Here is a 23,965-nt window from a genome sequence, read left to right as displayed (position 1 = left end):
GATGATCCAGCTACATCAAGTTGAATATTCGGTGGATGATAAGGACATTTTAAAAAACATTTCTGTGAAAATCATCGAAGGAAAGTTTATTGGGATTATTGGTCCAAATGGTAGTGGTAAATCAACAATGCTTAAAATTTTGTACCGTCATCTGAAACAATCATCGGGAAAAGTAACTTTACATGAACAGGAAATTTGGGATATTCCCCCGAAAAAATTGGCTAGACAAATGGCTGTCGTTAGTCAGGAGTCCAATGTGTTATTTGATTTTACGGTAAGAGATCTGGTGATGATGGGGCGTACCCCTTATAAAGGCTGGCTTAGTTCTGATAACTCAGAAGATACGTCAATCGCGGACAGAAGCATGGAATTAGCCAATGTAACCCATTTGGCCAATCGTACATTAGGTAATTTATCAGGTGGCGAAAAAAAACGAGTAATGCTCGCACGTGCATTGGCACAGCAGGCAAGTATTCTCATACTGGATGAACCGACAAACCATTTGGATATTGAACACCAGCTCCAGTTAATGGATTTAGTCAAAGATTTACCGATTACGGTCATTGCGGCGCTGCATGATCTAAATTTAGCTGCAGCTTATTGTGATGAGTTAATTGTTATGAACGATGGAACATTACATATTCAAGGTTTACCGGAAAATGTATTAACGACAAGGATGTTAAAAGAAGTATTTAAAATTGATGCTGGGATTTCCAAAAATCCGTTCACCGAGAAAATGCATTTGTTTTTTTATACGAATACACCAATAGATACTAGAGGAGATTAACAATGAACATACGAAAAAATCTTTGGGCACCGTTTGCCCTGGCATCAGCACTAATTTTAGGTGCATGTTCGGATGATAAGCAAAATATTAAACAAGCCACAGCCGATTCGGATGAAACGGTTCAGTCAGTAACAATCGAAAACGAAGGAGTATCCATTACATATGATGAAGCACCAAAAAAAGCGATTTCTGTTAATCAGCATGTAACAGAAGTGATGCTTGCACTTGGCTTGGAGGATTCGATGGTAGGTACAGCTTACTTGGATGACCAGATCTATCCTCCATTACAAGAAGCATATGACCAAGTTCCGGTACTGGCTGAGCAATATCCTTCGAAGGAACAGGTAATCTCGACAGAAGCCGATTTCATTTACGGTGGTTGGGCAAGTGCATTTAATGAAAAAAACCTGATGTCCCGAGAAGAAATGGAACAGCTTGGAATCGGCAGTTATTTACAGTCTTCCTCGGTAAAAGTAGCTCCGGAGTTAGAGGACATTTACACAGATATTCGTAATATCGCGAAGATCTTCCGTATTGAAGAGCGCGGCGAAACGTTGATTGCGGAAATGAATGCGGATATTGAAAAGATTAAAGAAAAGATTCCTGCAGTTGACAAGCCAATCGATGTCCTCGTATTTGATAGTGGTGATAAGGATGTATTCACAGCAACTCAAAACTTTATGAACACCCTCGTGAAAATGGCGGGAGCAAATAATATCTTTGGTAATATCGAGAAGAACTGGGCAACGGTTTCAAAAGAAGATGCAGTTGAGCGTAATCCGGAAGCCATTATTGTAATCGATTACGGTTCTACAACAGCAGAAGAGAAAATTAATTTCCTGAAAAATGACCCGGCGCTGAGCGAGACACCGGCAGTTCAAAATGAGCATTTTGTTGTTTTACCATTATCGGCTGCATCTGAAGGCGTACGAGTGGCAGAAGCACTTGAAATTATCGTAAAAGGTCTTTACCCGGATTCCTTCTAACCTTTCAAAATCAAAGAGGTTCAACCAGTCACTACAAGTGAGTAATTGATGAATGGGAGCGGGTAGATATGCAAGAATATGTTAAGAAAAATTTCGAGAAGGCATTGCAGCTGCCGATGCCAACCAAGACTTTTGCAAAATTAAAAGCAATGGATGACTATGTAGCATTGATTGTACGGCCAGGGTTAATCAACAAACATTTAACAAGTGACCAGCTGATTGTGTTAGCGAATCTTGAAAAATCGGGAGCTGTAAAATATTCTGCCGGCCATAGTTTTATCGTTACTGTCCATCGTTCGAACATTGAGCTCGCAATGGAGAAATTAACGGAAGTGAATTTGTATGTGGCATCTCAAACACCAGGTGCATTTTTTAAGTGTTGTGACTTTTGCGATGGGGATTTGTTAGATGGGTTACCACTTGCAAAGGACTTGCTTAAACAAGTTGAACAAATGCCATTGAAAAGTCGAGTACGTATCGGTTTTAATGCGTGTACACAAGCATGCTATAACGCAGTACAGGATGATTTGGCGCTTATTTTCCATAATGGGAAAGTTGATGTATACGGAGGCGCGATTCCTATGGGAAGGCGAGCCAGTTCCGGGCATCTTATATTAAAAAAAATACCGGAAAACCAAGTCATTGATATAGTGAAGGATATCTTAGGGAAGTACAATGCGTCATCGGCTGAAAAGTTTGCCGCATTCGTACACCAAAATAAAGCTTATTTCGAACAACTACAAGAAGGAGGACTCTATGACAACTTGGAATTTAAATCAAATGCAGCGTCATCTGTTAATCTGTAACGGGGCTACTTGTATGGGTGCAGGTGCAGAAGATGTAACACAGCAAATCCGGGATGAAATTCGTAAAAATCGTCTGGATGAAATGATTCATACTTCGCGTACTCGGTGTAATGGGCGATGTAAAGATAAATGTGTTGTCATCGATTATCCGAAAGGGACATGGTATTCCGTTCAAAACGAGGAAACTTCTCGTGCCATTGTACAGGATACCGCTGAAGAATCATCCATTATTTATTCGGTGGAACATGGCGAAAGAATCCGTCATGAAAATCGAATTAAAGGGATCGATAAATATAAAAAAGGAAGAGGACCGATGAAAAAAGCAGTTCTATTTGTTGGACATGGAAGCAGATTAGAGGCAGGAAATGAGGAAGTACGTCAGTTTGTCGAGCAGATGAAAGCGTATATTGATCCAGCGCTTCTCGTTGAAACTTGTTTTCTGGAATTTGCTTCGCCGAATATAGAAGATGGGATTCAGCTATGTGTTGAAAGAGGCGCGGATGAAGTCCATGTAATTCCCATCATCTTATTACACGCAGGACACTCAAAAATCCATATCCCAGCCGAAATCGAACATGCAAGAGAGCATTTTCCGGATGTTCGTTTTACATATGGTCAAACAATTGGGATTCACGAAGAAATTTTCGAAATTCTTAAGTCGCGATTAACAGAAGTAGGTTTCAATCCTGGTGAAAAACATGAAGATACAGCCATCTTACTCATTGCACGTGGCGGTAGTGATCCATATGCAAACGGCGATTTCTATAAAATTACCCGCTTATTATGGGAAAAATTAGATGTTCCTATTGTAGAAAGTGCGTTTATGGGCGTGACGACACCATCTGTAGAACAAGGAATTGAGCGTTGTGTCAGACTCGGTGCAAAAAAAATTGTAATGCTTCCATACTTCTTGTTTACAGGAGTGTTGATGGAGCGAATGGCAAAAATGGCCCAGCAGTTTACAGAACAATATGAAGAAGTAGATTTATTGCTTGCTAATTATTTCGGCTACCATCCGAATTTAAAGAAAGTATTATTGGAACGCATGGAACAAGCACTGGACGGTACATCAACTGGTATGAACGATTTGGAAAATTTCCGCAAATATGCTGAAGAACATGGATATGAACACCACCATCATTAGTGTTAAAATTTAGAGGCCGGGACAGAAGTAGAAATTTCATTCGATATGGAGAAACCCTATTAAGAAAAGGATATTTTATAAAATTGATTGGAAAGGAGGGCGAGCGTGGTCGTCGGCTAACGCCTTTCTCCACAGGCAAGCTTCCTGCGGGAATAGCGAATTTTATTTTGCGACGAAAGCGTAGCGACAGGAGCACTGACGCCTGAAACGTTCGTGTAAGGCCCCGCCCTTGGAAAGCGTCCCGAAATGGAAATCAATTTTTATACTTAGCAAAAAAACACCATTTTTCTCTGAGAGAAGAATGATGTTTTTGGGTTATGTCCCACCCTCATTTTCATTTTATATCAAACGAAAATAAAGGAGCGAGCGGCACGATGTATTTTATTATTTGTGTAATCGCAGTGCTCATCGATTGCATAGTTGGCGATCCAAAAAAGTGGAAACATCCCGTAATTTACATTGGAAACCTGATTTCCTTTTTGGAAAGGAAATGGAATCATGGAAGTAAGAGACGAATGAAAGGCTTGCTAACCGTTATTGTAACAGTGAGCACAACAACTGTTATTGTTTTTCTAATTGTCTTTCTTGCTTTGAAAGTTCACTTTTTGCTATGGCTGACGGTCGAAATAATGTTGGTTAGTTTAGCACTTGCCCAAAAATCATTAAAGGAAGCCGCGATGCTCGTTTACGATTCCCTTGAAAATAACGCTATACTACACGCGAGAAAGCATTTAAGCTGGATAGTTGGCCGTGATACGGACCATTTGGAGGAGCCTGAAATTGTACGGGCAGTCATTGAAACTGTATCGGAAAATACGAGCGATGGGATTACCGCCCCGCTCATGTATGCCCTATGTTTTGGAGCAACAGGCGCATGGTGCTATAAAGCTATTAATACGCTTGATTCGATGATAGGCTATAAAAATGACCGCTATGCGCAATTTGGATTCGCCGCCGCCAAACTTGATGATGCCGCAAATTATTTGCCCAGCAGAATATCAGGATTGATTCTGTTAATATGCACGAAATGCAAGGCAGCATTGCCGATAAAAAGCCGCTTTAAAATATGGAGGGAAGATGCGAAAAAACATCCTAGCCCTAACAGCGGATATTTAGAAGCCGCAACTGCTGTTCAATTAGGTATACGTCTAGGCGGTTTTAATCGTTATGGCGGGGTTGAATCATTTCGCGCTTATATGGGCGAACAGCGCTCCCCCATGCAAAAAGAGCATATACAGAAAGCAATACGACAAATGTATATTTGCACATGGTGTGCATTGATTTTAGGGGGGATTTTCTATGCAATTGCCTGCACATGGCGCTAATGCAGCTACATTATATAAAGCGTTGAATCTCGATATGCCTGAGCGGGTCATTGATGTGAGTGAAAATGTGAATCATCTCGGGCCGCCACCGCAAGTACAAAGGCAGTGGCCAAATTTGCTGGAAAAAATAACGAGCTACCCAAACGAACAGGCAGAGCCATTTCGTTCGCAAATCTCAAATATTCATCAAGTTGCAGCACAGCATATTGTTGTAACAAATGGTGCAGCAGAAGGCTTAATGGCATTGGCCCAGCTTTTCAGGGAACAACATGTCGCACTTTTACAGCCTTCTTTTTCGGAATATTCCAGAACGTTAAAACAGCAAAATTGCACTATTCACACCATTTTAGCTGAGGATATCAGTGAATATCGTTTTAACGATGAATCTTTGGAAAAACAAATTTTGAATGCTGATGCCTGTTATATCTGCAATCCGAATAATCCAACTGGCGTATTGCTGAAAAAGCAATGGATTGAACAATTGCTCGCAAAACATTGTCATTGTTATTTTGTAGTCGATGAAGCTTTTATGGACTGGACCGATGAATCCGAAAGCATCGTCCCGCTAATTCATGCATACCCCAATCTGTTTGTGTTGCGTTCGATGACGAAAATGTATGCACTGGCAGGAGTCCGTCTCGGTTATATCATTGGCCAGCAAGCGGATAAATTGCACAATTTTTTACCGCATTGGAATGTGAGTGCCATCGCCGTGGAACTAGGCTGCCTATGTATAAAAGAAAAGGATTATGTGGCGGAATCTCGTGAAATTAACAGTAGGCTGCGTACAAAAATGATGGCAGAATTAAGATTAATCGGTTTTGAAGTATCGAATAGCAAATCGAATTTTATCCTATTTCGACTACCGAACAAGTTTGATCCAGATGAATTTTTCGCTTATTTATTAAAGTGCGGCATAGTTTTACGCCATACGAAAAACTATTCCGGCTTAGACGGAAAGTGGTTTCGGATAGCTGTCAAAAGCGAAGGCATTTGGAAGGAATGCAAGGAAAAAATAATGAATTATGTCAAAAACCATTAATTATTATCGGCACGGAGAAACCGCATGGAATAAGGAAGGGCGGCTGCAGGGATGGCTTGATTCAGATTTGACGGCGAAGGGAATGAAGCAAGCGATGGCCGTAAATTGGGATCCCGAAGTCGTTTTTAGCAGCGATTTGAATCGAGCGGTCAAAACGGCGCATCTTATGTTCCCGAACAAACGAATTCATAAAAATGAAAGTTTGCGCGAAATTAACTTAGGGCATTGGCAAGGATGCCTCATACGTGATCTTCAGCACGATGAGCAATACCGCTGCTACTTGAATTCGCCTCATTTGTTTATTAGTTCGACACAGGAATCGTTTGAAGAGGTCACGAATCGAATGTTGGCATTTCATGAGCATTTGTCTCAACTGCCCTACAAAAAAATAGCGGTTGTTTCCCACGGTGTTGCCCTGGCTTGTTTATTCAATGCATTCAATAAGCAGCCTTACAGTAAATTATGGAGCTGTTTGCTCGGCGGTGCTGCGTTTATATCGATTGAAACTGAAAACTAGAAATTGCATAAGAATATTTATCCGTATAAATGCTTATTTTATTTGGGGAAATTACAGTTTAAAAAAGCTGATATCTTCCTATTATTTATCGTAAGGGTAATTTAGATGCATATATCGGCTCAAAATCAATCGGAAAAATGGCGCTTGCCGCAAAATTTGTAGCAAAACGGATTGAAATGGAGGAGCTTGTACCTACCGTCATACGTGATGTTAAAGAATAGCAGCAAAATGCAAATAAAAATGAAAGATTGTATTAATATTTTCGACGCAATAAACAAATTGCAGGTTTTGGGCACTATTAAGCAGATATAAACGTAAATGAGAGCTTCCATAAGCAGGGGCTCTCCTTCACATTTACGATTGGGCAGCCTCGCCGGAGATTTCGCGGTGAACGATGTCATAGGCTTGTGAAATCTCACGCATATCTTCCGTATTTTGCGCTATTAATTTTTCAGCCGCTTGTTTTAAAGTATTCGATTCATTCCCTAAAGTTTTATGCATAATATGTTCTTTTAATAGAGCTACATAATTTTGAGGCATTATTTTCCCACCTTCACTGTTTTTAATCTATATTGAATAAACAAATTTTAAAATACATCCAATGATCCCCATGACAAAGCAGTAGCTTCATTCAAAAAGGCAGGATTTCTGGCTTATCGTCGTTTCCCGCATTTTCTTGTTTCGGCAGTAGAAGAAAATACAGAAGATCCTGAATCACAGTTGCAAAGCAGCGACGGGCTTTCACCGTTCTTTCCTTTTAATTAGATTACCCAATTAAACCTTTTCCAAAGACAGAATCTTATTGATTCCAAGACGGCTATTTGCAAACTTATAGGGGAGAGTTCAAACAAATAGACATCCGGCAAACAGTAAAAAACCATCTTCTGCTAGTGGAAGATGGTTCAATTAATGAAGTCAATACAAATAAACCTGCTGTGTACAGGTATTTCAATTCGTTTGACGTACGCTTGATTTCACCGCCCATTTCCACGTGAGCATTGGTGTGTACTGGAAATTGGCAGGTCTCCTGGCTCATCATCTACATTTTTTGCGCCTTCCCAAGCGGCCGCTTAGTGGCATTTGCAAAAAACTCCGAAATTACAGTTGCGGGACAGCGACGGAATTCCACCGAACTTCCCTTTTAAGCTTATTTTCATAAGCACCAATTTTTACACGATTCATATATGTTTTTTTAAAACTAATTTGATTGTAGAGGAACATTTTCGAAACGTCAACAAGGAAAGTTATATTAAAAAACCTGCATTTAAAAAATTGAAAGTTAAAAACTAAAAAATTCGCACATACTATTGTCAAAAAATGACGAGGTATGATAGAGTTAACAGTAATTTCATAACAAAGTGTAGAAGTGCTCTTTAATGAGTTAAAAGGGAAACTAGTGAAAGTCTAGTACAGCCCCCGCTACTGTAACAGCAAATGAAACTACGATGGCCACTGAGAAATCGGGAAGGTGTAGGAGTAAAGTGAAGCTGAAGTCAGGAAACCTGCTTTTTCACGTATAAACGACTTTTCGGAGGGAGAAGGACGGCGAGAATACATTATTTTATTTGATTTGTAGTCATTTCATTTATCATTTTAGCCCATTTCCTGCATCTGCCTGCCGGAAATGGGCTTTTTGGTATTTCGTGTGCAAACACTGAATATAAAATGATTTTGATAAGGAGTTTAAAAACATGAAAGCATTACGTATTTTATTGCTGTCATTAATGGCGATCATTTTGGTCGCTTGTAATAATGACGATGCGGCCCCAGATACGACTAAAGGAACGACAGCGGGAGAAGCAGCGAACGAGACAAAGCAAGAGGAGACTTCGGAATATCCTAAAACATTTACAGATGGACGAGGAAAAGAAGTAACCATTAATGAAAAGCCATCACGCATCGTATCTACAACATTGGCGATGGATGAATATTTAGTCGCGTTAACAAATTTGGACAACATTGTTGCGGTAACGAATATGTCTACTGATGCAACAATTTCAAATGTAGCGGGCCTAACAGATACAGTGAAAACGAAATTCGAAACGGTAACGTCCGAACAGATTTTGGCGCTGGATCCTGATTTAGTGATCGTGCCATCTTATATTAGCCCTGATATATTGAACCAGCTGGATGACGCAGGGCTTACTACATATCAAATTACGGATAACTCATCATTTGAAGGCGTCATTGATTCAGTGAAAGTTATCGGTGAAATCATCGGTGAAGAGCAAAAAGCAAATGAGATTGCAGCAGATATTGAAAAGCGCATGGAAACGTTGAAAGCAGATGCTGAAGGAGTTGAATCGAAAAAGCGCGTGCTTTACTATACAGAATATTTATCAAGTGTTACGGATAATACGACAATCGGCGAAATGATTCAATTGGCCGGTGGCGTAAACGTTGTGTCCGAAGCGGGAATTGTCGGGGATGATTATCCTGACTTTCCGAACCTTTCGAAAGAAGTATTGGTCGAGCTAAATCCGGAAGTTATATTTACTACTGCATGGGGTGCTGTAGAAGGTGAACCAGCATTCGTGACAGAATGGAAAAACGACCCGGCATTGTCGGACGTCGCAGCTATTAAAAACAATCAAGTATATGTTCTTGATGGAGCAAATGTAACGACGGCATCTCACTTTATTATTGAAGGCGCGGAAGAAATGAAAGCGATTTTAGCCGGGGAATAAAATGATTAAACAATATAAATCCACATCGATGTTTACATTGCTATTTATATTGTTGCTGTTTGCAATCGTCATTGCCACAATGTTAGGTGGCGTGACGATTCCTTTAAAGGAAACGGTAACAATTTTATTGTCGTCCTTGCCATTGATCGATCTGGATGTCACATCGACATACGAAAAAATCATACTGCAGATTCGCTTGCCACGGGTGCTTGTAGCGGGTTTGGTCGGGGCAGGGCTTGCTGTTGCGGGCGTTGTCATGCAAAGCATTTTTCGCAATCCAATGGCAGATCCGGGAATCATCGGCGTGTCTTCCGGCGGCGCATTGGGCGGGGTTGTTGCCATCTATTTTGGTTTCACTGCAATCGGAAGCTTCATGATTCCGGTATTTGGATTTATCGGTGCATTTATTACACTTTCCATTGTATATGTCATTTCGACAAGCAATGGCCGTACATCGGTTTTGACGCTTCTGTTAACAGGTGTCGCGATTAGTTCATTTTTATCGGCTTGTACATCGCTTATTTTAACGTATTCGAATTTAGCGCAAGTGCAGCAAATTTTATATTGGTTAATGGGCGACTTGAACGGACGAGACTGGGATCATTTACAGCTAATGATTATTCCTGTACTGATTTCATGCGTCATTTTTTATATTTACCGCAATGAACTCGATATTTTGCTGCTGGGAGAAGAGGAAGCGAAAAACTTAGGCATCAATGTGCAATTCACAAGAAATTTGCTATTAATTGTGGCGTCTATATTAACAGGTGTCTGTGTATCTTTGACGGGCGCAATTGGCTTTGTCGGATTAATCGTTCCGCATATGATCCGTTTATTGATCGGTCCTTCACATAAATACCTCATCCCTGCGAGCATTTTGGGGGGCGCTATTTTTTTGATTTTGGCAGATTTGATTGCGCGACTATTGATCCGCCCCGCTGAAATCCAAATCGGCATTATTACCGCATTTTTTGGAGCGCCTTTTTTCATTTACTTAATTATTTTGAATAAGCGAAAGGAGTTAGATTAAATGACGATTCTCAACATCCAAAATGCGAGCTTTTCAAGGAAGACCCGCAAAATATTCGATAATTTTAATCTAGCTGTGCAAAAAGGGAAATTAATCGGCTTGCTTGGCCCAAACGGCACAGGGAAGTCCACATTGCTGAAAATGATGTCAGGGATTTTGCCGATTGAGGAGGGTGCCATTTATCTATTTGACATGCCGCTGCAGAAAATGAAGCAAATCGAGCGGGCGAAATATATATGCTATATGCCCCAAACAACGCATTTGGAAACAAACTTTACTGTAGAGCAAGTTGTGAAGATGGGGAGATATCCGCATAAAAAGCGTTTCGGCAACTGGACGACAGAGGATACGGAAGCCGTGGAGAGGGCGATTGACTTTACAGGTATTGCCCATTTAAAGGATCGCTTGCTTCCCAGCCTATCTGGCGGAGAACGGCAGCTTGTCTATTTAACGAAGGCGATCGCACAGGATGCCCCGGTATTGTTATTGGATGAACCGACGTCTGATTTGGATATTTACCATCAAATTATCGTAACAGAGGTTTTGAAAAAACTAGTCGCCGATGGAAAAACAATAGTTGCTGCGATTCACGATATTAATTTGGCTGCACGTATTTGCGATCAGTGCCTTATTATAAAAAACGGCGAAATCATTGTTTACAGCGAAAATGATATAGCGCTGAGCGAACACTATCTGCAAAGAGGTTTCCAAGTGAAAGTCCATGTATATGAAGAACAATTCACAAAGTCGATGCAAATGATCCCATATGAGGTAGAACCATGATTTATGATGTTTGTGTGATCGGCGGCGGACCAGCCGGCATGTACAGCGCCTTTTACAGTGCTTCAAGAAGATTGGATACAGTACTTATTGAAGGAAATGATGAACTTGGCGGCAGGCTCAATTTGTTTCTGGACTATGCGATTTACGATATCCCGGGGCAATTCGGGATATTAGCGTGCGATTATAAAAAAGCATTGATTGAGCAATTGAAGGCAAGTACCGCAAATGTGCAGCTTGGTGAGCCTGTATTGAAAATCGAGAAGGCAAATGAGTTGTTTAATGTGACGATGGCAGCCAAAACAATTGTTGCGAAAACGATTATCGCAGCAACCGGAAATGGATTTAGCGAGGCGAAAAAACTAAAGAACGCCAACTTTTCGCGTGAAATCCATTATGGTACGCCGACAATAAAACAATATGATTGTCCAATCGCCATCATCGGCCATACACCGATGGCAGCTGATTGGGCGATTCAATTAGCGCTCCAAGGAAATACAGTAGCATTGTATGCAGATCAAGAGCTAAGTTTACAGCCCATTTTAATGGATGGGCTAGCATTGCTGAAAATTCCAATTTGTGCTTTCTCGGATTTCGATGAAGACGGCCATCATTTGATTTTTTGCCATATTGGAACAAAAAAACGATTAATTGAGCATGAACGGCGAATCGTACAAAGTGATAACGGGTTAACCGATTTTCCGGGCTATTTTGTCGCAGGAGATGCACGTCATGAACAGGGCAAACTAAAGCTTATACACGGGGCAACACATGATGCAATGCAAGCGGTCAATAGCGCTTTTCAACATTTACATAAAAATGGTAATTATCAGCCTATTGTTTCAACACATGAACCAATTTTTAAGGAGTGGAAGAAATGAAGAAGGATTTACGATACATTTGTTATACTTATATGCGCGAAAAGAGCTGTAAAGTGGACTATGAGCTGCTATCAGACTGCTTAACAGTTTCAATCGGAATGGTATTGCCGTATTTAGTGAAAGAAACGGAACAAAGTGTAAAAGAAGATTTAATGAAAATGCAGGAATTGGTGTATCATGCAAATGGTTCTGTACGGGGAATGCTTGCGATTACAGAGCAGGATATTGAATGGCTAAGTGGGCGCTATGATCATTATTGCGGGCTAGTAGGGGAAAAAACAAAGCATTTCGTCATTCCCCAAGGCTGTTTAGGAGCAATCCATCTTCACCAAGTCCGAAATGACGCAAAGCTTGTATACCGTGCGCTCCATCATTGCAATAAAGAAGAGCCTGTACCACAGCTTATTTTTAAGTTTACAGGCATTTTGTCGAATATTGCTGCAGTGCTCGCACTATACGTGAATGAATTAAACGGGGTGGAGGAGATTCCGTTCCATACGAAATCCTATATTTTAAAATAACCTATTAAATAGGAAGAAAGAGCCGTCCGAAAAGATAAATTTTATCGTTTCTTTTCGTGGCAGCTCTTTTCTTTACGGGATATTATCCATCATTTAAAACTTAAACGTATCATCCGTTATTGGGGCGACTTTTGCTACTGCGTAAGTCGCTCCTTTTTGGCTGAAGAAATCATATGTGGACCCTGTGTTGGAAATGCCGTTCATGACAACTGGATTCACTTCCTCGTCTGGGAACATCGTATCCAGCCCCAAATTCATCAATGCTTTGTTTGCATTATATCGCACGTATTTCTTCACTTCCGGGGATAGCCCTGTTTCCGCATATAAGTCATCTGTATACTTCATTTCGTTTTGATATAAATCGAGCAAATATTCGTAGCCCCATAATGTTAGTTCTTGCTGTTTTTCCGTTGTGAACGTTTTAAATATGTTCTGCGCGAAAAAGCCGACTGCCACTCCATGAATGGACTCGTCACGCAAAATTAAACTGATCACTTCGGCACTGTTTCTCAGTATGCCTTGCCCGCCTAAATAAAGGGGGTAGAAGAAGCCTGAATAGAACAGGAAGCTTTCAAGCATGACAGAAGCATACATCGCTTTCCATAAGCTTTCTGGATCATCTTCTTTTATCGCGGTATAAACCTCCCCAATGCGATTAGCTTTATATTGAAGAAACTCGTTTTTTTGTACCCATTCAAACACTTCGTCAATTTCCGTGTTTGTACAAAGGGTTGTGAATATATACGAATAAGATTTCGCGTGGATCGCTTCAAATGAGCCGAATACGGTTAAAACAGCTTTTTCCTGAAAATCCGGCGTGAATTTCGCGATTTCGTTCATGCCGATATTCGTTTGGACCGTATCGAGCAATGTTAAGCCTCCGAACACTTTTTTGTATGTATCCTGATGTTCGAATTCCTTCCATTGCTTAACATCTTTACTTACGGCGATTTCTTCGGGGAACCAGATCTGCTTCCATTGCTGATCCCAGAAAATGCGTGCAAGTTCGCTTGTGGGCGTGTTCCAGTTGACTGCTTTATACGTTAAATTTGACATGCGACACACTCCTCAATTGTTAGTAAACGTTGACGGACATAATAAACGGATTTAATTCCTTTTGTCCATGCATAAATATAAGCTTTTGCCAATTGTTCGGTGTTCCATTGATCTGTAACGTAAAGCGTCATGGAAATGCCTTGGTCCACATGCTGTTGGGCAGCTGCGTAAAGGTCGATCAGTTCATACGGGTTCACTTCATAAGCTTCGGTATATAGCTCTTGATTGTCATTCGTTAAAAATGGCATCGGATAAATCGTGCGGCTATCCGCATAGTCTCTTACTTCCACACGCTCTGTTACCGGTGCGATGGAAGCCGTACAGCTGCGGATGTAGGAGATACTTCCAGTGGGAGCGATTGCGAGCCTGTATGAATGGAACAATCCATGCTCTAATACATCAGACTTTAACTGTCTCCACATTGTCTGTGTAATGATAGGGGTTGCTCCTAGTGCTTTAATTACTTCCGGTAGCAGTTCTTTTTCCTCTTTATTAACATAGCTTTCAAAATAAACCCCGCTCGCATAATCGCTGTCCTCGAAACGATAAAACGTTTCTTTCTTTTCCTTCGCGATTTCCATCGACGCTTTTAATGAATAATAATTCAAAGCTTCCATGAATGCATCGATAAATTCAATCGACTCTTTGGAACCATAACGGATGCCGCTTTGTACAAGGTGACCATGCAAGTTCATGACACCCAATCCGACAGAGTGCATCACTTTGTTTGCCTTTGATACAGAAGGGACGTTGACGATATCGGTCATCGTCGAAACATTCGTCAAAAGGCGCATCGCTGTATCGACAAGCTGTCCGAAATCCTGAACTTTCGTTGCTTCATGAATGTCGATTGAGCCTAAGTTACAGGATACATCCAGCCCGTATTCGTTTGGTTCGTTTTGATTACTAATAACGCCTGTTTGCTGGTACTGAAGAATTTCCGTGCATAAATTCGACATCTTCACACGTCCGATTCCCTTTAATGGATGGGCGTTATTGACATTATCGTCCAGAATTTCGAACGGGTAGCCTGATTCAAATTGTGCTTTTTTTACTTCTGTATATAGTTTGCGGGCATTTAATCGTTTTAGTTTACGGATGTTCGGATTATCCAATAGCTCGTAGTACATTTCCGTAATCGAAATTTCCGACATCCGTTTGCCGTATTCTTTGTAAATATCATAAGAACTGAATAAGACGATATCTTTATCTCGTCGCATCAGTTCAAAGAAAATATCCGGTAAAATAATCCCTGTTGATAGAGTAGCTAAACGGATTTTGTCATCGGCATTTGGTTTTTTGGAAGAAATGAACGCTTCAATATCACCATGGAAGACGTTCAAATATACGACGCCGGAACCGTTTCGTTGGCCAAGCTGATTCGAATATGAGAAAGAGTTTTCCAGCAGCTTCGCAACAGGCATAACTCCGCTCGCACGGTTCAAAATCCCTTTAATCGGATCCCCTAGCGGACGCAAATCGGTCAAGTTTACCCCGACGCCGCCGCCTAAACGGGAAAGCTCAAGACAATAGCCGATATTCTCGGCGATTGAATTCATCGTGTCATCCATCGTTAATTTAAAGCATGATACAAGCTCGCCGCGCGCCTTTTTCCCGCTGTTCAATGCAGTAGGTGTCGCAGGCTGGTAGGCAGTCATGACCGCTTCAATGGCCTTTTCCGCCAGCGCTTCGTCGCCTTGTGCTAAATAAAGGGCGATAATGACGATTCGGTCCTCATACTTTTCCAGAATTTCCTTTCCGTCACGGCTTTTCATCGCATAGCTTTCATAGAACTTTGAAGCACTCATGAATGAAGGGAATCGGAATTTGTATGAATAGGCTTTTTTGTACATTTGCTTAATGAATTCCATCGAGTATAGATCAAGAAACGCTTTTTCGTAATAGCCTTCATCAACTAAATAGCGCACTTTTTCCTCAATATCGATGAAATAACGTAAACGGACATTGACGTCTTCCAGAAAATAGCGCCGTGTTGCTTCTTTATCTTTCGCCAAATCCAGTTCGCCTGTAGCACGGTAACGGTTCAGAATATCGTTATTTAATTTTAAATACTGTTTCATATCGATGCCTCTTTCCAAATGGAGTAATAGTAATCTGTAATCGCTTCATAATTTGCCGGAGTTCCACGCATTTCCACTTTTTCGATTAACGGAATACCGTATTTTGCAGCTAAAAGGTCACCTGCACGACCGAAGAAAGCATGACCGAAATTCCGGTTTCCGCTAACGATAATTCCTTTGCATTGATCGTGATTAGCAGTCATGAACTGGTCGACGATAGGGGGAACAGAGCCTAATCCATCCGTATACGTAAATAAAAGATACGGTGCATCAACTTCCTCCACCTCTGCTATATCTTTCGCAGGCAAGCCGAGTTTTTGAATAATGGATCGTATATTGCCAGTCCGTGAAGCAAAAATGATCATGCAGTCATTTCAGAAATGCGATCGATAATAGAAGTCGGCTCTGCAATAAATTCGCCGTTTATTTCAAATAACGGCACAGAAAGAAAACCTGCCTCGATTACTTTTTGTTTGGCCGATTCGTCAAGATCAATATTAATGATTTCAACCTCCAAGTTGGCAGCATCAAGCTCCGATTTCACCCATAGGCATTTTGGACAAATTGTTTTCGTGTAAAGTTTCATGATAGAATCCCTCGCTATATAAATATTACTAGTAATTGTGCCGCGCATATCAGGGGGAGATGACTGTATCAAATAAAAAAAGCTATCCCGGGAAAAACAGGATAGCTTGAAATGGAAACGGAAAAATAGCGCCTCCATTTCCTATTCCCCGAAGAAATGTACATAGTTTTATGGCGGCAGGTCTCCTGGCTTTGCGTCGTTCATCAGACAGACCTTCCCATGCAAAAAAGCACAGTGGTATTTCCGTCATCAGTCAGCATTTACAGTTGCGGGGACAGCGTTGGAATTGCACCAAACTTCCCTATTAAACTACATTTAGTAGTACCGCGATAAAAAAACACAATATATAGTTGATTTGAGTATAAGCTTTCCGATTAGAAAAGTAAAGTATCCAAGCAGAAGTCGGACAATTCCGTCGAAGAGCCTATAAAAATATGAGTTGAAATTTTTTTCTAAATATGTTTTCGTTATTAATAAAATGTGAATATGCATCTTTATCAATTATTAGAAAGTTGGTCCGAAATGTCAATCCAGTTAAAAATAAAAAAGATACATTCAGAAGCAATTTTGCCAAAACAAGCGCGGCAAGGTGATGCGGGTATGGATTTAAGCTCGGTGGAAGAAAAAGTTCTGCAGCCGGGCGACTATCAATTGATCAAAACAGGTCTCCAAATCGAATTACCGGAAGGCACGGAAGCACAAGTACGCCCCCGAAGCGGTTTAGCGTTGAAAAACGGAATTACCGTGTTAAATAGCCCCGGTACAATCGATGCAGGATATCGAGGAGAAATAGGCGTTGTTTTAATCAATCATAGTAAAGAGCCATTCAAAATCGAAAAACATATGCGGATTGCCCAATTAGTCGTGCAATATGTTCCGCAAGTTTTCATTGTGGAAGTGGAAGAACTCTCAAATTCAGAGCGCGGTGGACAAGGCTTTGGTTCGAGCGGTGTGAAATAATTTATAAAGCGAAACAGCAAAAGCCTGAGCTCCGGAAAACTCAGGCTTTTTACAATTCTTTTTGCCATTTTATATAATTGTATGAAGCTTGAATGACAAGTAAAACCGCTAGTAAAGTTGTGGAAAATATAAAAAAATCAGAAAATCCTGCAGCAAAATAAATAATTGCCAGCGAAAGAATATAAATCGGAATTGAATACATTGTGCGTAAAAACTTGCGGCGGTACGAAAGACCATAATAAGCAAATTTAAAGCCTTTATCCACTTTCGGTTTTTTCTTGTAATAAAAATAAGAACCGATTAATAAGGCTGAAATGATAGCGGTGCTAAAGCCAAACTGAAAGAAAAAATAAATATTGAAATCCACTGGCATCCTAATCTCCTTTACGTCCTCATTTTGTATGGCGATTTCCGCAACAAATCTGGGAACCGGCAAATAGTTGATAGATTTTAAATATGTGCTTGTGCACCTTAAAACGAAGCTGACTAATTTACGGAAGAGCTGGATAAAAGTTTAGCTAATATAGCAATATATAAGGCTGTACCTTTTACGATCAAAAAATCAGCGTCCATATCCAATAATCAGCAATACATTCTTCTAATAGTAATTAATCAGACCAAAATCGCTTTGAGAAATAATCGTATGCTCATTATATAACTATAAAAGAATGCGGGAGTCAAACGAATGAATATTTTGTTTAAGATATGCTTACATCTCGATTAATATGGGCTTTGTTAAATATGATGAAAAGCAGAAATCTAAGGGGCACTTTATATCTTGACACTCGATATATATCTGTTTTAATATATGGCTATCGATATATCGACAGTCATTATATGGAGGGGCTATGATTCTATTATCAGAACCGACTTATTTAATTTTATTGGCATTATTAAAAGAACCGATGCATGGCTACGGCATTATTAAAACAATTTTTGATGTAAGCGAAGGGCAGTATGAAATCGCTCCCGGCACACTTTATGGGGTATTAAAAAATATAGAAAAACAAAAATTGATTGAGGTTGTTGGAGTGGATTTAGATAACCGCAAGAAAAAAATTTATGCCATTACACAAGCAGGACGGAACACACTAATTGAAGAACAACGACGTTATGAAAAATTATTATCATTTACATACAAATTTAAACATGAGGGATAATATGGCATTTACACGAACATTAAGCAAAAAATTCAATTCATTTGAGGATGAAGAACATTGGCTGAACGAGCTTGCGCAAAGTGGCTGGCGTCTCGTAGATTACAGCAAGGGGGGGCTTGCAGAAAATCACTATCATTTCCATGTCGATTTAGATGCGAAAAATATGCACTATAAAATTGATTATAGAACTATAAAAAATAGAGAAGAATTTGACGATTATAAGGAACTTTTCCATGAGACAGGCTGGGAGCTTATAGCTAAAAACCATTCTTATTTGAAGTATATTTTTATTTCAGCCGAGGGCAGGAAATTTTTTCGGATCACTCATCAGTTATAGACCGTGACCGAAGACGCCGTAATGTGGTGCTCATATTTATAATCGGTTTTGGAATCGCTGCATTAAGCTCGCTGGCCGCAAAGCTTTATGCAGATTATGATTGGCTAAACGTACTCATTATTATGTATACAGCGCTTGTTGTTTGGTATAGCTATACGTTTTATAAATACCATAGAAAAATTCGTCAATTAAAGCAATTGAGGTGAACAGATGAAACGTTTGAAAAAACTCGACAATATATTTTTATGATGACTTTATTTGGAGTCATTCCGATTATATTAGCGGCATTTGATATTTACCGGGAGCAATACCAAAATTTTAAATAGGCATTTTTAGTTCCGCTTTGGATCGGAGTAATTGGCTCCTTTTTTTTTAAAAGTACAAAATGAAAAAAAGAAAATTGATAAAAAAAAATGAGCAACAATCATCAATCGACTAAGTAATGAATTTGCTTGGTCTTTTTTTACATTCCCTGTATTTACGGAGTATAATGAATTATCAGAAAAAAAGGGGGGTTTATATGATAAGAAAATTAAAAAATACTGACCATGATCTTGTTATGGAGTTAGTTGAGAAGAAGCCTGCCGAGAATTTATTCATTATTGGAGATATTGAGGCATATGGCTTTGAGTCGGATATTCAAGATTTATGGGGGCAATTTGACGACGAACGGCTTATCGCGATTTTACTGCGCTATGATCAGAATTATATTCCATATAGTAATGGGGACTATGATGTGGCGGGTTTTGCAAGAATCATTAATGAAAATAAAGGACAAATCGAAATTTCAGGACTGCGGCATTTAGTATTGCCATTACGCCAATATATTGAACGCCATATCCGGAGGGACAGTGAAACGTATTACGCAAAATGCACGGAATTATCAGTTCCAATTTCGGATTTGGACTTTTCGGATGTGACATATCTACAGCCGCATGAGTATGTAGAAAATATAGAAATGCTAAGCTCCATACCTGAATTTTCCACAGGTACATTCAGTGTGGAAGCAAGAGAGCGCGCGGAGAAATTTAAAACGGGGCGTACATATATGATTCGGGATGCGCAAGGAGTGATGGTTTCATCTGCATCAACAACAGCAGAAAATTCACAATCCGCTATGATTGTAGGTGTGGGCACAAGGCCGGGCTACGAAAAGAAGGGCTATGCGACACATGCGATGCTAAAGCTTTGCCGCGATTTATTTGCGGAAGGAAAAACGGTTTGTTTATTTTATGATAATCCGGCTGCAGGAAGTATTTATAAACGCATTGGTTTTGTGGATATCGGCTTTTGGTCAATGATACGGTATGAAGCGACTAATTAATGAAAATAATGTGCCAGAATAAATTAAATTCAATGGCAGTTATATTCATCTTCAAATAAATCACAGCTGCTAAGCATAAGTTGAACAGCAAAAAAAATCGACCAGAAGGGAATTATTATCTATTCCCGAATAATTACTAAATATAGATTGGCAGAAATATGCGAAATTTCGTTTCTGATTATTTATTTAGGGGGGATCGTATGCGAAGCTGGCAAAGTGTTTTGTTTGAAAAATTTTTGATGTTACGGGGCACGAAAAAAAAGTTTTTAGATCATCGTTTAATGGATGACTTCATTGCAAGTAAATATAATGAAGCGCCTTATGAGCTGGATGCAAAATTTATGCAGCAACACAGTATTTTAAAAAATGAATTGAATCACATGCTCTATTACACAATCAATGAACAGCAAAATCCTAAAAAGGTGATTTTTTATTTTCACGGTGGTGCCTATATCAATGATCCGCTAATTTTTCATTGGCGCTATTTAGTAAAGCTTGCACAACAAACGAATTTTACGATTGTAGTACCGATTTATCCGAAGCTGCCTAGGAGCACGTATAAGGAATGCTTTGAGGCAATCCATAATTTATATGATGAGCTGACAGCAAAGTATGATTCCCCATTTATTTTCATGGGTGATTCCGCTGGCGGCGGACTGGCACTGGCATTTGCACAGGATGTTAAATTGCAATCGAAGAAGCAGCCGCAGCATATTGTGCTTCATTCACCGTGGCTTGATATTAGAGGAGAGAATCCACGCTATAAAGAGCTTGAAAAACTGGATCCAATGCTGGGAATCCGAGGGGCGCAGGAGCTTGGACGGATGTGGGCAAAGGATGTGGATTTAACGGATTACCGGGTAAGTCCGCTTCATGGCGACTTAACGGAAATTGGGCAAATAACGCTGTTTGTCGGGACAGGTGAACTATTGCTGGTGGATGCGCAAATGTTTTTGGATAAAGCAAACAAACAGGAAATTAAAATCAATTATTATGAATATCCAAAAATGAATCATGTTTTCCCCGTCTTTCCTATACCCGAGGCAAAAAAAGCACTTCAAATGTTAGTGAAAATTATTAATGATTAGCATGATAAATCAGAAAAGCTTCTGTACAGAAATAGCGCTGTACGGAAGCCCATTCTATTGAATGTCTATTTCCGAAATGATTTTTGTGATCGGCAAATAAGCAAGATCGCAATTATAACGACCATCAGGTAAATGTTTATATGTACTTGCTTTAATGGAATAAAGTTTGTTGTCGATGGCAACTTCAGTAGTATCAATGCTTTTACCCCCGCCATTTACAAATTTTATATCGCACACCCCTTCTGCGGATTTAATATTGCCAAAGTGCAAATGGTAAAAATCATAGGTGTAAAAGCTGGAAAGAATGAGCATAAACAGCATAAGAACACCTAGCATGAATGTATTAGCACTATATGCCGATTTTTCCTTTTTCCAAAACTCGCGAATAAAAAATACTGTCACAATGATCAATAACAAAGCAAAAATTATAAGACCGCTATAAAATCCAAGCAACATTTTTATGTAACCCTTCACAATTTGCTAACTAATTTACGAGGCAGCTAGTAAAAAGTTTCAGCAACCGGCTAATTCGCAGTTTTTTTGCGTCGTTAAATTTTCCTGAAAAGTGGAAAAAGAAAATTTGAATATTTCAGAAAATAAAGTTGCCAAATAAAAAAGTATACTGTATAGTCAATATAATTTAAGGGGGGTATCTGTATGCCGAAAGCTGCTATGTTTATTTTCAAAACAACACATCATCATACATAAAAGTCTTGCTATCTTTATTAATTTTTTAATATCGAATAGGAAGACTTTTTCCAGTGGAATCGTATAAATAAAGCCGTATGGAGCTTTATGGAAATACGATTTTTTTTATTGCCAAAAATAAGGAGGAAGAAAAAATGAAGAAAATGGAATATCAAAATGTAAGAGGTACACAAGATTTTTTGCCGCAAGCAGAAGCAGTGAGACGCAATATCCGGCGCACGCTTGAAGATACATTTATTTTATATGGCTGTAAGACAATTGAAACACCAATCCTCAACTATAGCGATTTAATGACGTCAAAATATGCAGGCGGCGCAGAAATCCTTCAGGAGATGTACACATTATCGGATCGTGGCGATCGTAAGTTGGCACTTCGCTATGATTTAACGATCCCGTTTGCGAAAGTGGTAGCGATGAATCCCAATTTTGCGATGCCGTTTAAACGCTATGAAATCGGCAAAGTGTTTCGTGACGGGCCGATTAAGGCTGGACGCTTCCGTGAATTTACGCAATGTGATGTGGATATTGTCGGGGTTGAATCACAGTCGGCCGAAGCAGAATTAATGATGATGGCAGTGGACGCTTTTGAAAAACTGAATGTGAAGATTCAAATTCAATATAATAACCGCAAATTATTATATGGTCTGCTGCAAATTTTCGAGGTACGAGAAACCGTTATGGATCGCGTTATTTTAATTTTGGATAAAATGGAGAAAATTGATCGTGCAACATTAATAAAAGAGCTGTCTGAGCTTGACTTGGCGGATTCTTCTTTACGCGTAATCATGCAGTTTTTAGAAGCACCGCCTACACTTGATTATTTTAAAAGTTTGACAGAACAAAATGAATTTGTAAAACAAGGTGTTGCAGAACTATGTGAGCTGATGGACTATTTAGCGGCTTTGCAGATTGATGCATTATGCATATTCAACCCATTTTTGGCGCGCGGTCTGGAGATTTATACGGGAACGATTTACGAAATCTTCATTGCGGATGGCACGATTAAATCAAGTATTGGCAGCGGGGGGCGCTATGATAATGCCATTGGCGGACTTATCGGCACCGGGCAGCAATATGCGACAGTCGGTATTTCATTTGGTTTAGATGTCATTTATACAGCATTTGAGCTCGCAGGGAAAGTGGAACAGAACCTGTGTGATATCGATATTTATATCATCCCGATCAATACTGAAAAACAAGCACTCCAGCTTGCGACTAAACTGCGTAATGCAGGCAACCGCGTAGAAGACGAGCTGACAGGGAAAAAGGTCCGTAAAGCAATGGATAAGGCAAATCGCGAAAATATCGCGCAAGTAATCGTGCTAGGTGAAGAAGAGGTTCACAATAATTCAGTAAAGCTAAAAGATATGAAAAGTGGTAATGTAAAAGAAATGGAATTTACTTTCAATTAAAAAACAGGAAATGGCAGATGATTCAATATGAAAAATTTATTCGTCGTAAGCGATATTCATGGGTATTACAAACAGTTCGAGAAAATTCTGGAGTTTTGGAATACCGAAGATACACTTGTTGTTCTTGGTGATTTAATCGATCGCGGTCCGGAATCATTGCAAGTAATCGAAAAAGTGATCGAGCTGAAATACGCATATTGTGACAATGTGGTTTTTTGCAAAGGAAATCATGAAGAGATGCTGCTGAACTTTTTGGAAAACCCATTAGGTAAACAGGAGCAATATTATATTAATGGCGGTCAGCAAACAATGCAATCTCTTTTGGCAAAATTGCCAAACGAAGCCGCCGATTTACCGGTCGTACAGCAAGCAATGCTCATTAAAGAAAAATTTCGCCCGCAGCTTGAATTTTTGCGAAATGGCTTGTTTCATAAGATTATAGGCAATGTCCTGCTGACACATGCAGGCTTTAATTCACAGTTTACGTCGCTTGATGAAACGTCGGCATCTGATTTTATAAGAATTCGCAAGCATTATTTGCAAGAGAATCACACACCGTATATCAATGTGTTCGGTCATACACCAGTAAGCTATATTCATGAATCAAATGATGTATGGCTGAGTGAGGATAGGCGGTATATCGCCATTGACGGCGGCTGCTATATGAGCGGCCGGCTAAACGCAGTATTATTATCGCAAGCAGGCGAACTGCTGGATGTATATAAAGTGAATTTATAAAAAAAGTGC

The 23,965-nt window shown here is 39.8% G+C and carries 27 protein-coding genes and 4 riboswitches; of the genes, 20 read left to right on the top strand and 7 right to left on the bottom strand.

The annotated features are described in order from the left end of the window. Window position 1 precedes the first annotated feature (1 nt). The 7 genes from ACTHOQ_RS00330 to ACTHOQ_RS00300 all read left to right on the top strand — a co-directional run bounded on the left by ACTHOQ_RS00330 (window position 2) and on the right by ACTHOQ_RS00300 (window position 6,607). Window positions 2–787, top strand: a complete 786-nt coding sequence (locus ACTHOQ_RS00330) for an ABC transporter ATP-binding protein (RefSeq protein ID WP_440493660.1) — start codon at window positions 2–4, stop codon at window positions 785–787. Between the two features lie 2 nt (window positions 788–789). Then, a complete protein-coding gene (locus tag ACTHOQ_RS00325; protein WP_440493659.1) occupies window positions 790–1,773 on the top strand; it encodes an ABC transporter substrate-binding protein in 984 nt (327 codons plus the stop codon). 68 nt (window positions 1,774–1,841) lie between these two features. Next, window positions 1,842–2,579 carry a sulfite reductase gene (locus tag ACTHOQ_RS00320; protein WP_440493658.1) on the top strand — a complete coding sequence of 246 codons (738 nt, stop codon included), beginning with the start codon at window positions 1,842–1,844 and terminating at the stop codon, window positions 2,577–2,579. Continuing rightward, window positions 2,530–3,723, top strand: coding sequence for a CbiX/SirB N-terminal domain-containing protein (locus ACTHOQ_RS00315; RefSeq protein ID WP_440493657.1), 1,194 nt, complete (start codon window positions 2,530–2,532; stop codon window positions 3,721–3,723). The genes ACTHOQ_RS00320 and ACTHOQ_RS00315 overlap by 50 nt, the downstream gene beginning before the upstream one ends. Window positions 3,724–4,097: 374 nt before the next feature. Continuing rightward, a complete protein-coding gene (cbiB, locus tag ACTHOQ_RS00310) occupies window positions 4,098–5,048 on the top strand; it encodes an adenosylcobinamide-phosphate synthase CbiB (protein WP_440493656.1) in 951 nt (316 codons plus the stop codon). Beyond that, complete coding sequence (locus ACTHOQ_RS00305) at window positions 5,023–6,090, top strand: pyridoxal phosphate-dependent aminotransferase (RefSeq protein ID WP_440493655.1); 1,068 nt, start codon at window positions 5,023–5,025, stop codon at window positions 6,088–6,090. Before cbiB ends, ACTHOQ_RS00305 begins: the two co-directional genes overlap by 26 nt. Further along, window positions 6,074–6,607, top strand: a complete 534-nt coding sequence (locus ACTHOQ_RS00300; protein WP_440493654.1) for a histidine phosphatase family protein — start codon at window positions 6,074–6,076, stop codon at window positions 6,605–6,607. The genes ACTHOQ_RS00305 and ACTHOQ_RS00300 overlap by 17 nt, the downstream gene beginning before the upstream one ends. Before the next feature lie 354 nt (window positions 6,608–6,961). On the opposite strand, the gene ACTHOQ_RS00295 is transcribed toward ACTHOQ_RS00300, so the two are convergent. After that, entirely contained in the window at window positions 6,962–7,147 is a 186-nt protein-coding gene (locus tag ACTHOQ_RS00295) for a hypothetical protein (RefSeq protein ID WP_440493653.1), read from the bottom strand. Between the two features lie 81 nt (window positions 7,148–7,228). Continuing rightward, window positions 7,229–7,406: riboswitch (cobalamin riboswitch) on the bottom strand. Between the two features lie 201 nt (window positions 7,407–7,607). Then, window positions 7,608–7,789: riboswitch (cobalamin riboswitch) on the bottom strand. 165 nt (window positions 7,790–7,954) lie between these two features. After that, a riboswitch (cobalamin riboswitch) is annotated at window positions 7,955–8,131 on the top strand. A 167-nt stretch (window positions 8,132–8,298) separates the two neighbouring features. On the opposite strand from ACTHOQ_RS00295, the gene ACTHOQ_RS00290 reads away from it, so the two are divergent. The 5 genes from ACTHOQ_RS00290 to ACTHOQ_RS00270 are packed head-to-tail and all read left to right on the top strand — an operon-like array spanning window position 8,299 to window position 12,506. Then, window positions 8,299–9,294: an ABC transporter substrate-binding protein gene (locus ACTHOQ_RS00290; RefSeq protein ID WP_440493652.1), complete on the top strand. Its 996-nt coding sequence runs from the start codon at window positions 8,299–8,301 to the stop codon at window positions 9,292–9,294. 1 nt (window position 9,295) lies between these two features. Then, window positions 9,296–10,324: a FecCD family ABC transporter permease gene (locus ACTHOQ_RS00285; RefSeq protein ID WP_440493651.1), complete on the top strand. Its 1,029-nt coding sequence runs from the start codon at window positions 9,296–9,298 to the stop codon at window positions 10,322–10,324. Further along, a complete protein-coding gene (locus ACTHOQ_RS00280) occupies window positions 10,325–11,107 on the top strand; it encodes an ABC transporter ATP-binding protein (protein ID WP_440493650.1) in 783 nt (260 codons plus the stop codon). After that, the gene (locus tag ACTHOQ_RS00275; protein ID WP_440493649.1) at window positions 11,104–11,985 is read left to right on the top strand and encodes an NAD(P)/FAD-dependent oxidoreductase; all 882 of its coding nucleotides are present in this window, start codon (window positions 11,104–11,106) and stop codon (window positions 11,983–11,985) included. Before ACTHOQ_RS00280 ends, ACTHOQ_RS00275 begins: the two co-directional genes overlap by 4 nt. Next, window positions 11,982–12,506 carry a cobalamin adenosyltransferase family protein gene (locus tag ACTHOQ_RS00270; protein WP_440493648.1) on the top strand — a complete coding sequence of 175 codons (525 nt, stop codon included), beginning with the start codon at window positions 11,982–11,984 and terminating at the stop codon, window positions 12,504–12,506. The genes ACTHOQ_RS00275 and ACTHOQ_RS00270 overlap by 4 nt, the downstream gene beginning before the upstream one ends. Before the next feature lie 93 nt (window positions 12,507–12,599). Here ACTHOQ_RS00270 and nrdF read toward each other — a convergent pair whose 3' ends face one another. The 4 genes from nrdF to ACTHOQ_RS00250 are packed head-to-tail and all read right to left on the bottom strand — an operon-like array spanning window position 12,600 to window position 16,229. Further along, a complete protein-coding gene (nrdF, locus tag ACTHOQ_RS00265) occupies window positions 12,600–13,562 on the bottom strand; it encodes a class 1b ribonucleoside-diphosphate reductase subunit beta (protein WP_440493647.1) in 963 nt (320 codons plus the stop codon). Next, entirely contained in the window at window positions 13,550–15,643 is a 2,094-nt protein-coding gene (nrdE, locus tag ACTHOQ_RS00260) for a class 1b ribonucleoside-diphosphate reductase subunit alpha (RefSeq protein WP_440493646.1), read from the bottom strand. Before nrdE ends, nrdF begins: the two co-directional genes overlap by 13 nt. Next, window positions 15,640–16,008, bottom strand: a complete 369-nt coding sequence (gene nrdI / locus ACTHOQ_RS00255; RefSeq protein ID WP_440493645.1) for a class Ib ribonucleoside-diphosphate reductase assembly flavoprotein NrdI — start codon at window positions 16,006–16,008, stop codon at window positions 15,640–15,642. The genes nrdE and nrdI overlap by 4 nt, the downstream gene beginning before the upstream one ends. Beyond that, complete coding sequence (locus ACTHOQ_RS00250; RefSeq protein WP_440493644.1) at window positions 16,005–16,229, bottom strand: glutaredoxin family protein; 225 nt, start codon at window positions 16,227–16,229, stop codon at window positions 16,005–16,007. Before ACTHOQ_RS00250 ends, nrdI begins: the two co-directional genes overlap by 4 nt. 158 nt (window positions 16,230–16,387) lie before the next feature. Then, window positions 16,388–16,573, bottom strand: a riboswitch (cobalamin riboswitch). 178 nt (window positions 16,574–16,751) lie between these two features. Between ACTHOQ_RS00250 and dut the strand changes: the two genes are divergently transcribed. Continuing rightward, window positions 16,752–17,189, top strand: coding sequence for a dUTP diphosphatase (gene dut / locus ACTHOQ_RS00245; protein WP_440493643.1), 438 nt, complete (start codon window positions 16,752–16,754; stop codon window positions 17,187–17,189). A 49-nt stretch (window positions 17,190–17,238) separates the two neighbouring features. On the opposite strand, the gene ACTHOQ_RS00240 is transcribed toward dut, so the two are convergent. Then, a complete protein-coding gene (locus tag ACTHOQ_RS00240) occupies window positions 17,239–17,562 on the bottom strand; it encodes an ATPase (RefSeq protein ID WP_440493641.1) in 324 nt (107 codons plus the stop codon). 475 nt (window positions 17,563–18,037) lie between these two features. Here ACTHOQ_RS00240 and ACTHOQ_RS00235 point away from each other — a divergent pair, with 475 nt between their 5' ends. From ACTHOQ_RS00235 to ACTHOQ_RS00215, 5 genes are all read left to right on the top strand, one after another. Continuing rightward, on the top strand, window positions 18,038–18,349 hold the full coding sequence (locus tag ACTHOQ_RS00235) for a PadR family transcriptional regulator (protein WP_440493640.1): 312 nt from the start codon (window positions 18,038–18,040) through the stop codon (window positions 18,347–18,349). Window position 18,350: 1 nt separating this feature from the next. Beyond that, window positions 18,351–18,686, top strand: a complete 336-nt coding sequence (locus tag ACTHOQ_RS00230) for a DUF2812 domain-containing protein (protein ID WP_440493638.1) — start codon at window positions 18,351–18,353, stop codon at window positions 18,684–18,686. Between the two features lie 23 nt (window positions 18,687–18,709). Beyond that, window positions 18,710–18,892, top strand: coding sequence for a hypothetical protein (locus ACTHOQ_RS00225; protein ID WP_440493637.1), 183 nt, complete (start codon window positions 18,710–18,712; stop codon window positions 18,890–18,892). Between the two features lie 314 nt (window positions 18,893–19,206). Continuing rightward, window positions 19,207–20,010 (top strand): GNAT family N-acetyltransferase, encoded by an 804-nt coding sequence (locus tag ACTHOQ_RS00220; protein WP_440493635.1) that lies wholly within the window; start codon window positions 19,207–19,209, stop codon window positions 20,008–20,010. A gap of 200 nt (window positions 20,011–20,210) precedes the next feature. After that, a complete protein-coding gene (locus ACTHOQ_RS00215) occupies window positions 20,211–21,098 on the top strand; it encodes an alpha/beta hydrolase fold domain-containing protein (protein WP_440493633.1) in 888 nt (295 codons plus the stop codon). A 54-nt stretch (window positions 21,099–21,152) separates the two neighbouring features. On the opposite strand, the gene ACTHOQ_RS00210 is transcribed toward ACTHOQ_RS00215, so the two are convergent. After that, window positions 21,153–21,554, bottom strand: a complete 402-nt coding sequence (locus ACTHOQ_RS00210; protein ID WP_440493632.1) for a cobalamin biosynthesis protein CobN — start codon at window positions 21,552–21,554, stop codon at window positions 21,153–21,155. 386 nt (window positions 21,555–21,940) lie between these two features. Between ACTHOQ_RS00210 and ACTHOQ_RS00205 the strand changes: the two genes are divergently transcribed. Both ACTHOQ_RS00205 and ACTHOQ_RS00200 read left to right on the top strand, forming a co-directional pair. Beyond that, window positions 21,941–23,218 (top strand): histidine--tRNA ligase, encoded by a 1,278-nt coding sequence (locus tag ACTHOQ_RS00205; protein WP_440493631.1) that lies wholly within the window; start codon window positions 21,941–21,943, stop codon window positions 23,216–23,218. A gap of 27 nt (window positions 23,219–23,245) precedes the next feature. Continuing rightward, complete coding sequence (locus tag ACTHOQ_RS00200) at window positions 23,246–23,956, top strand: metallophosphoesterase family protein (RefSeq protein WP_440493629.1); 711 nt, start codon at window positions 23,246–23,248, stop codon at window positions 23,954–23,956. Window positions 23,957–23,965: the final 9 nt, after the last annotated feature.

This window comes from Solibacillus silvestris (assembly GCF_051967575.1).
Classification (GTDB): Bacteria; Bacillota; Bacilli; order Bacillales_A; family Planococcaceae; genus Solibacillus; species Solibacillus silvestris_B.
This window is presented reverse-complemented; position numbering and strand designations above follow the sequence as displayed.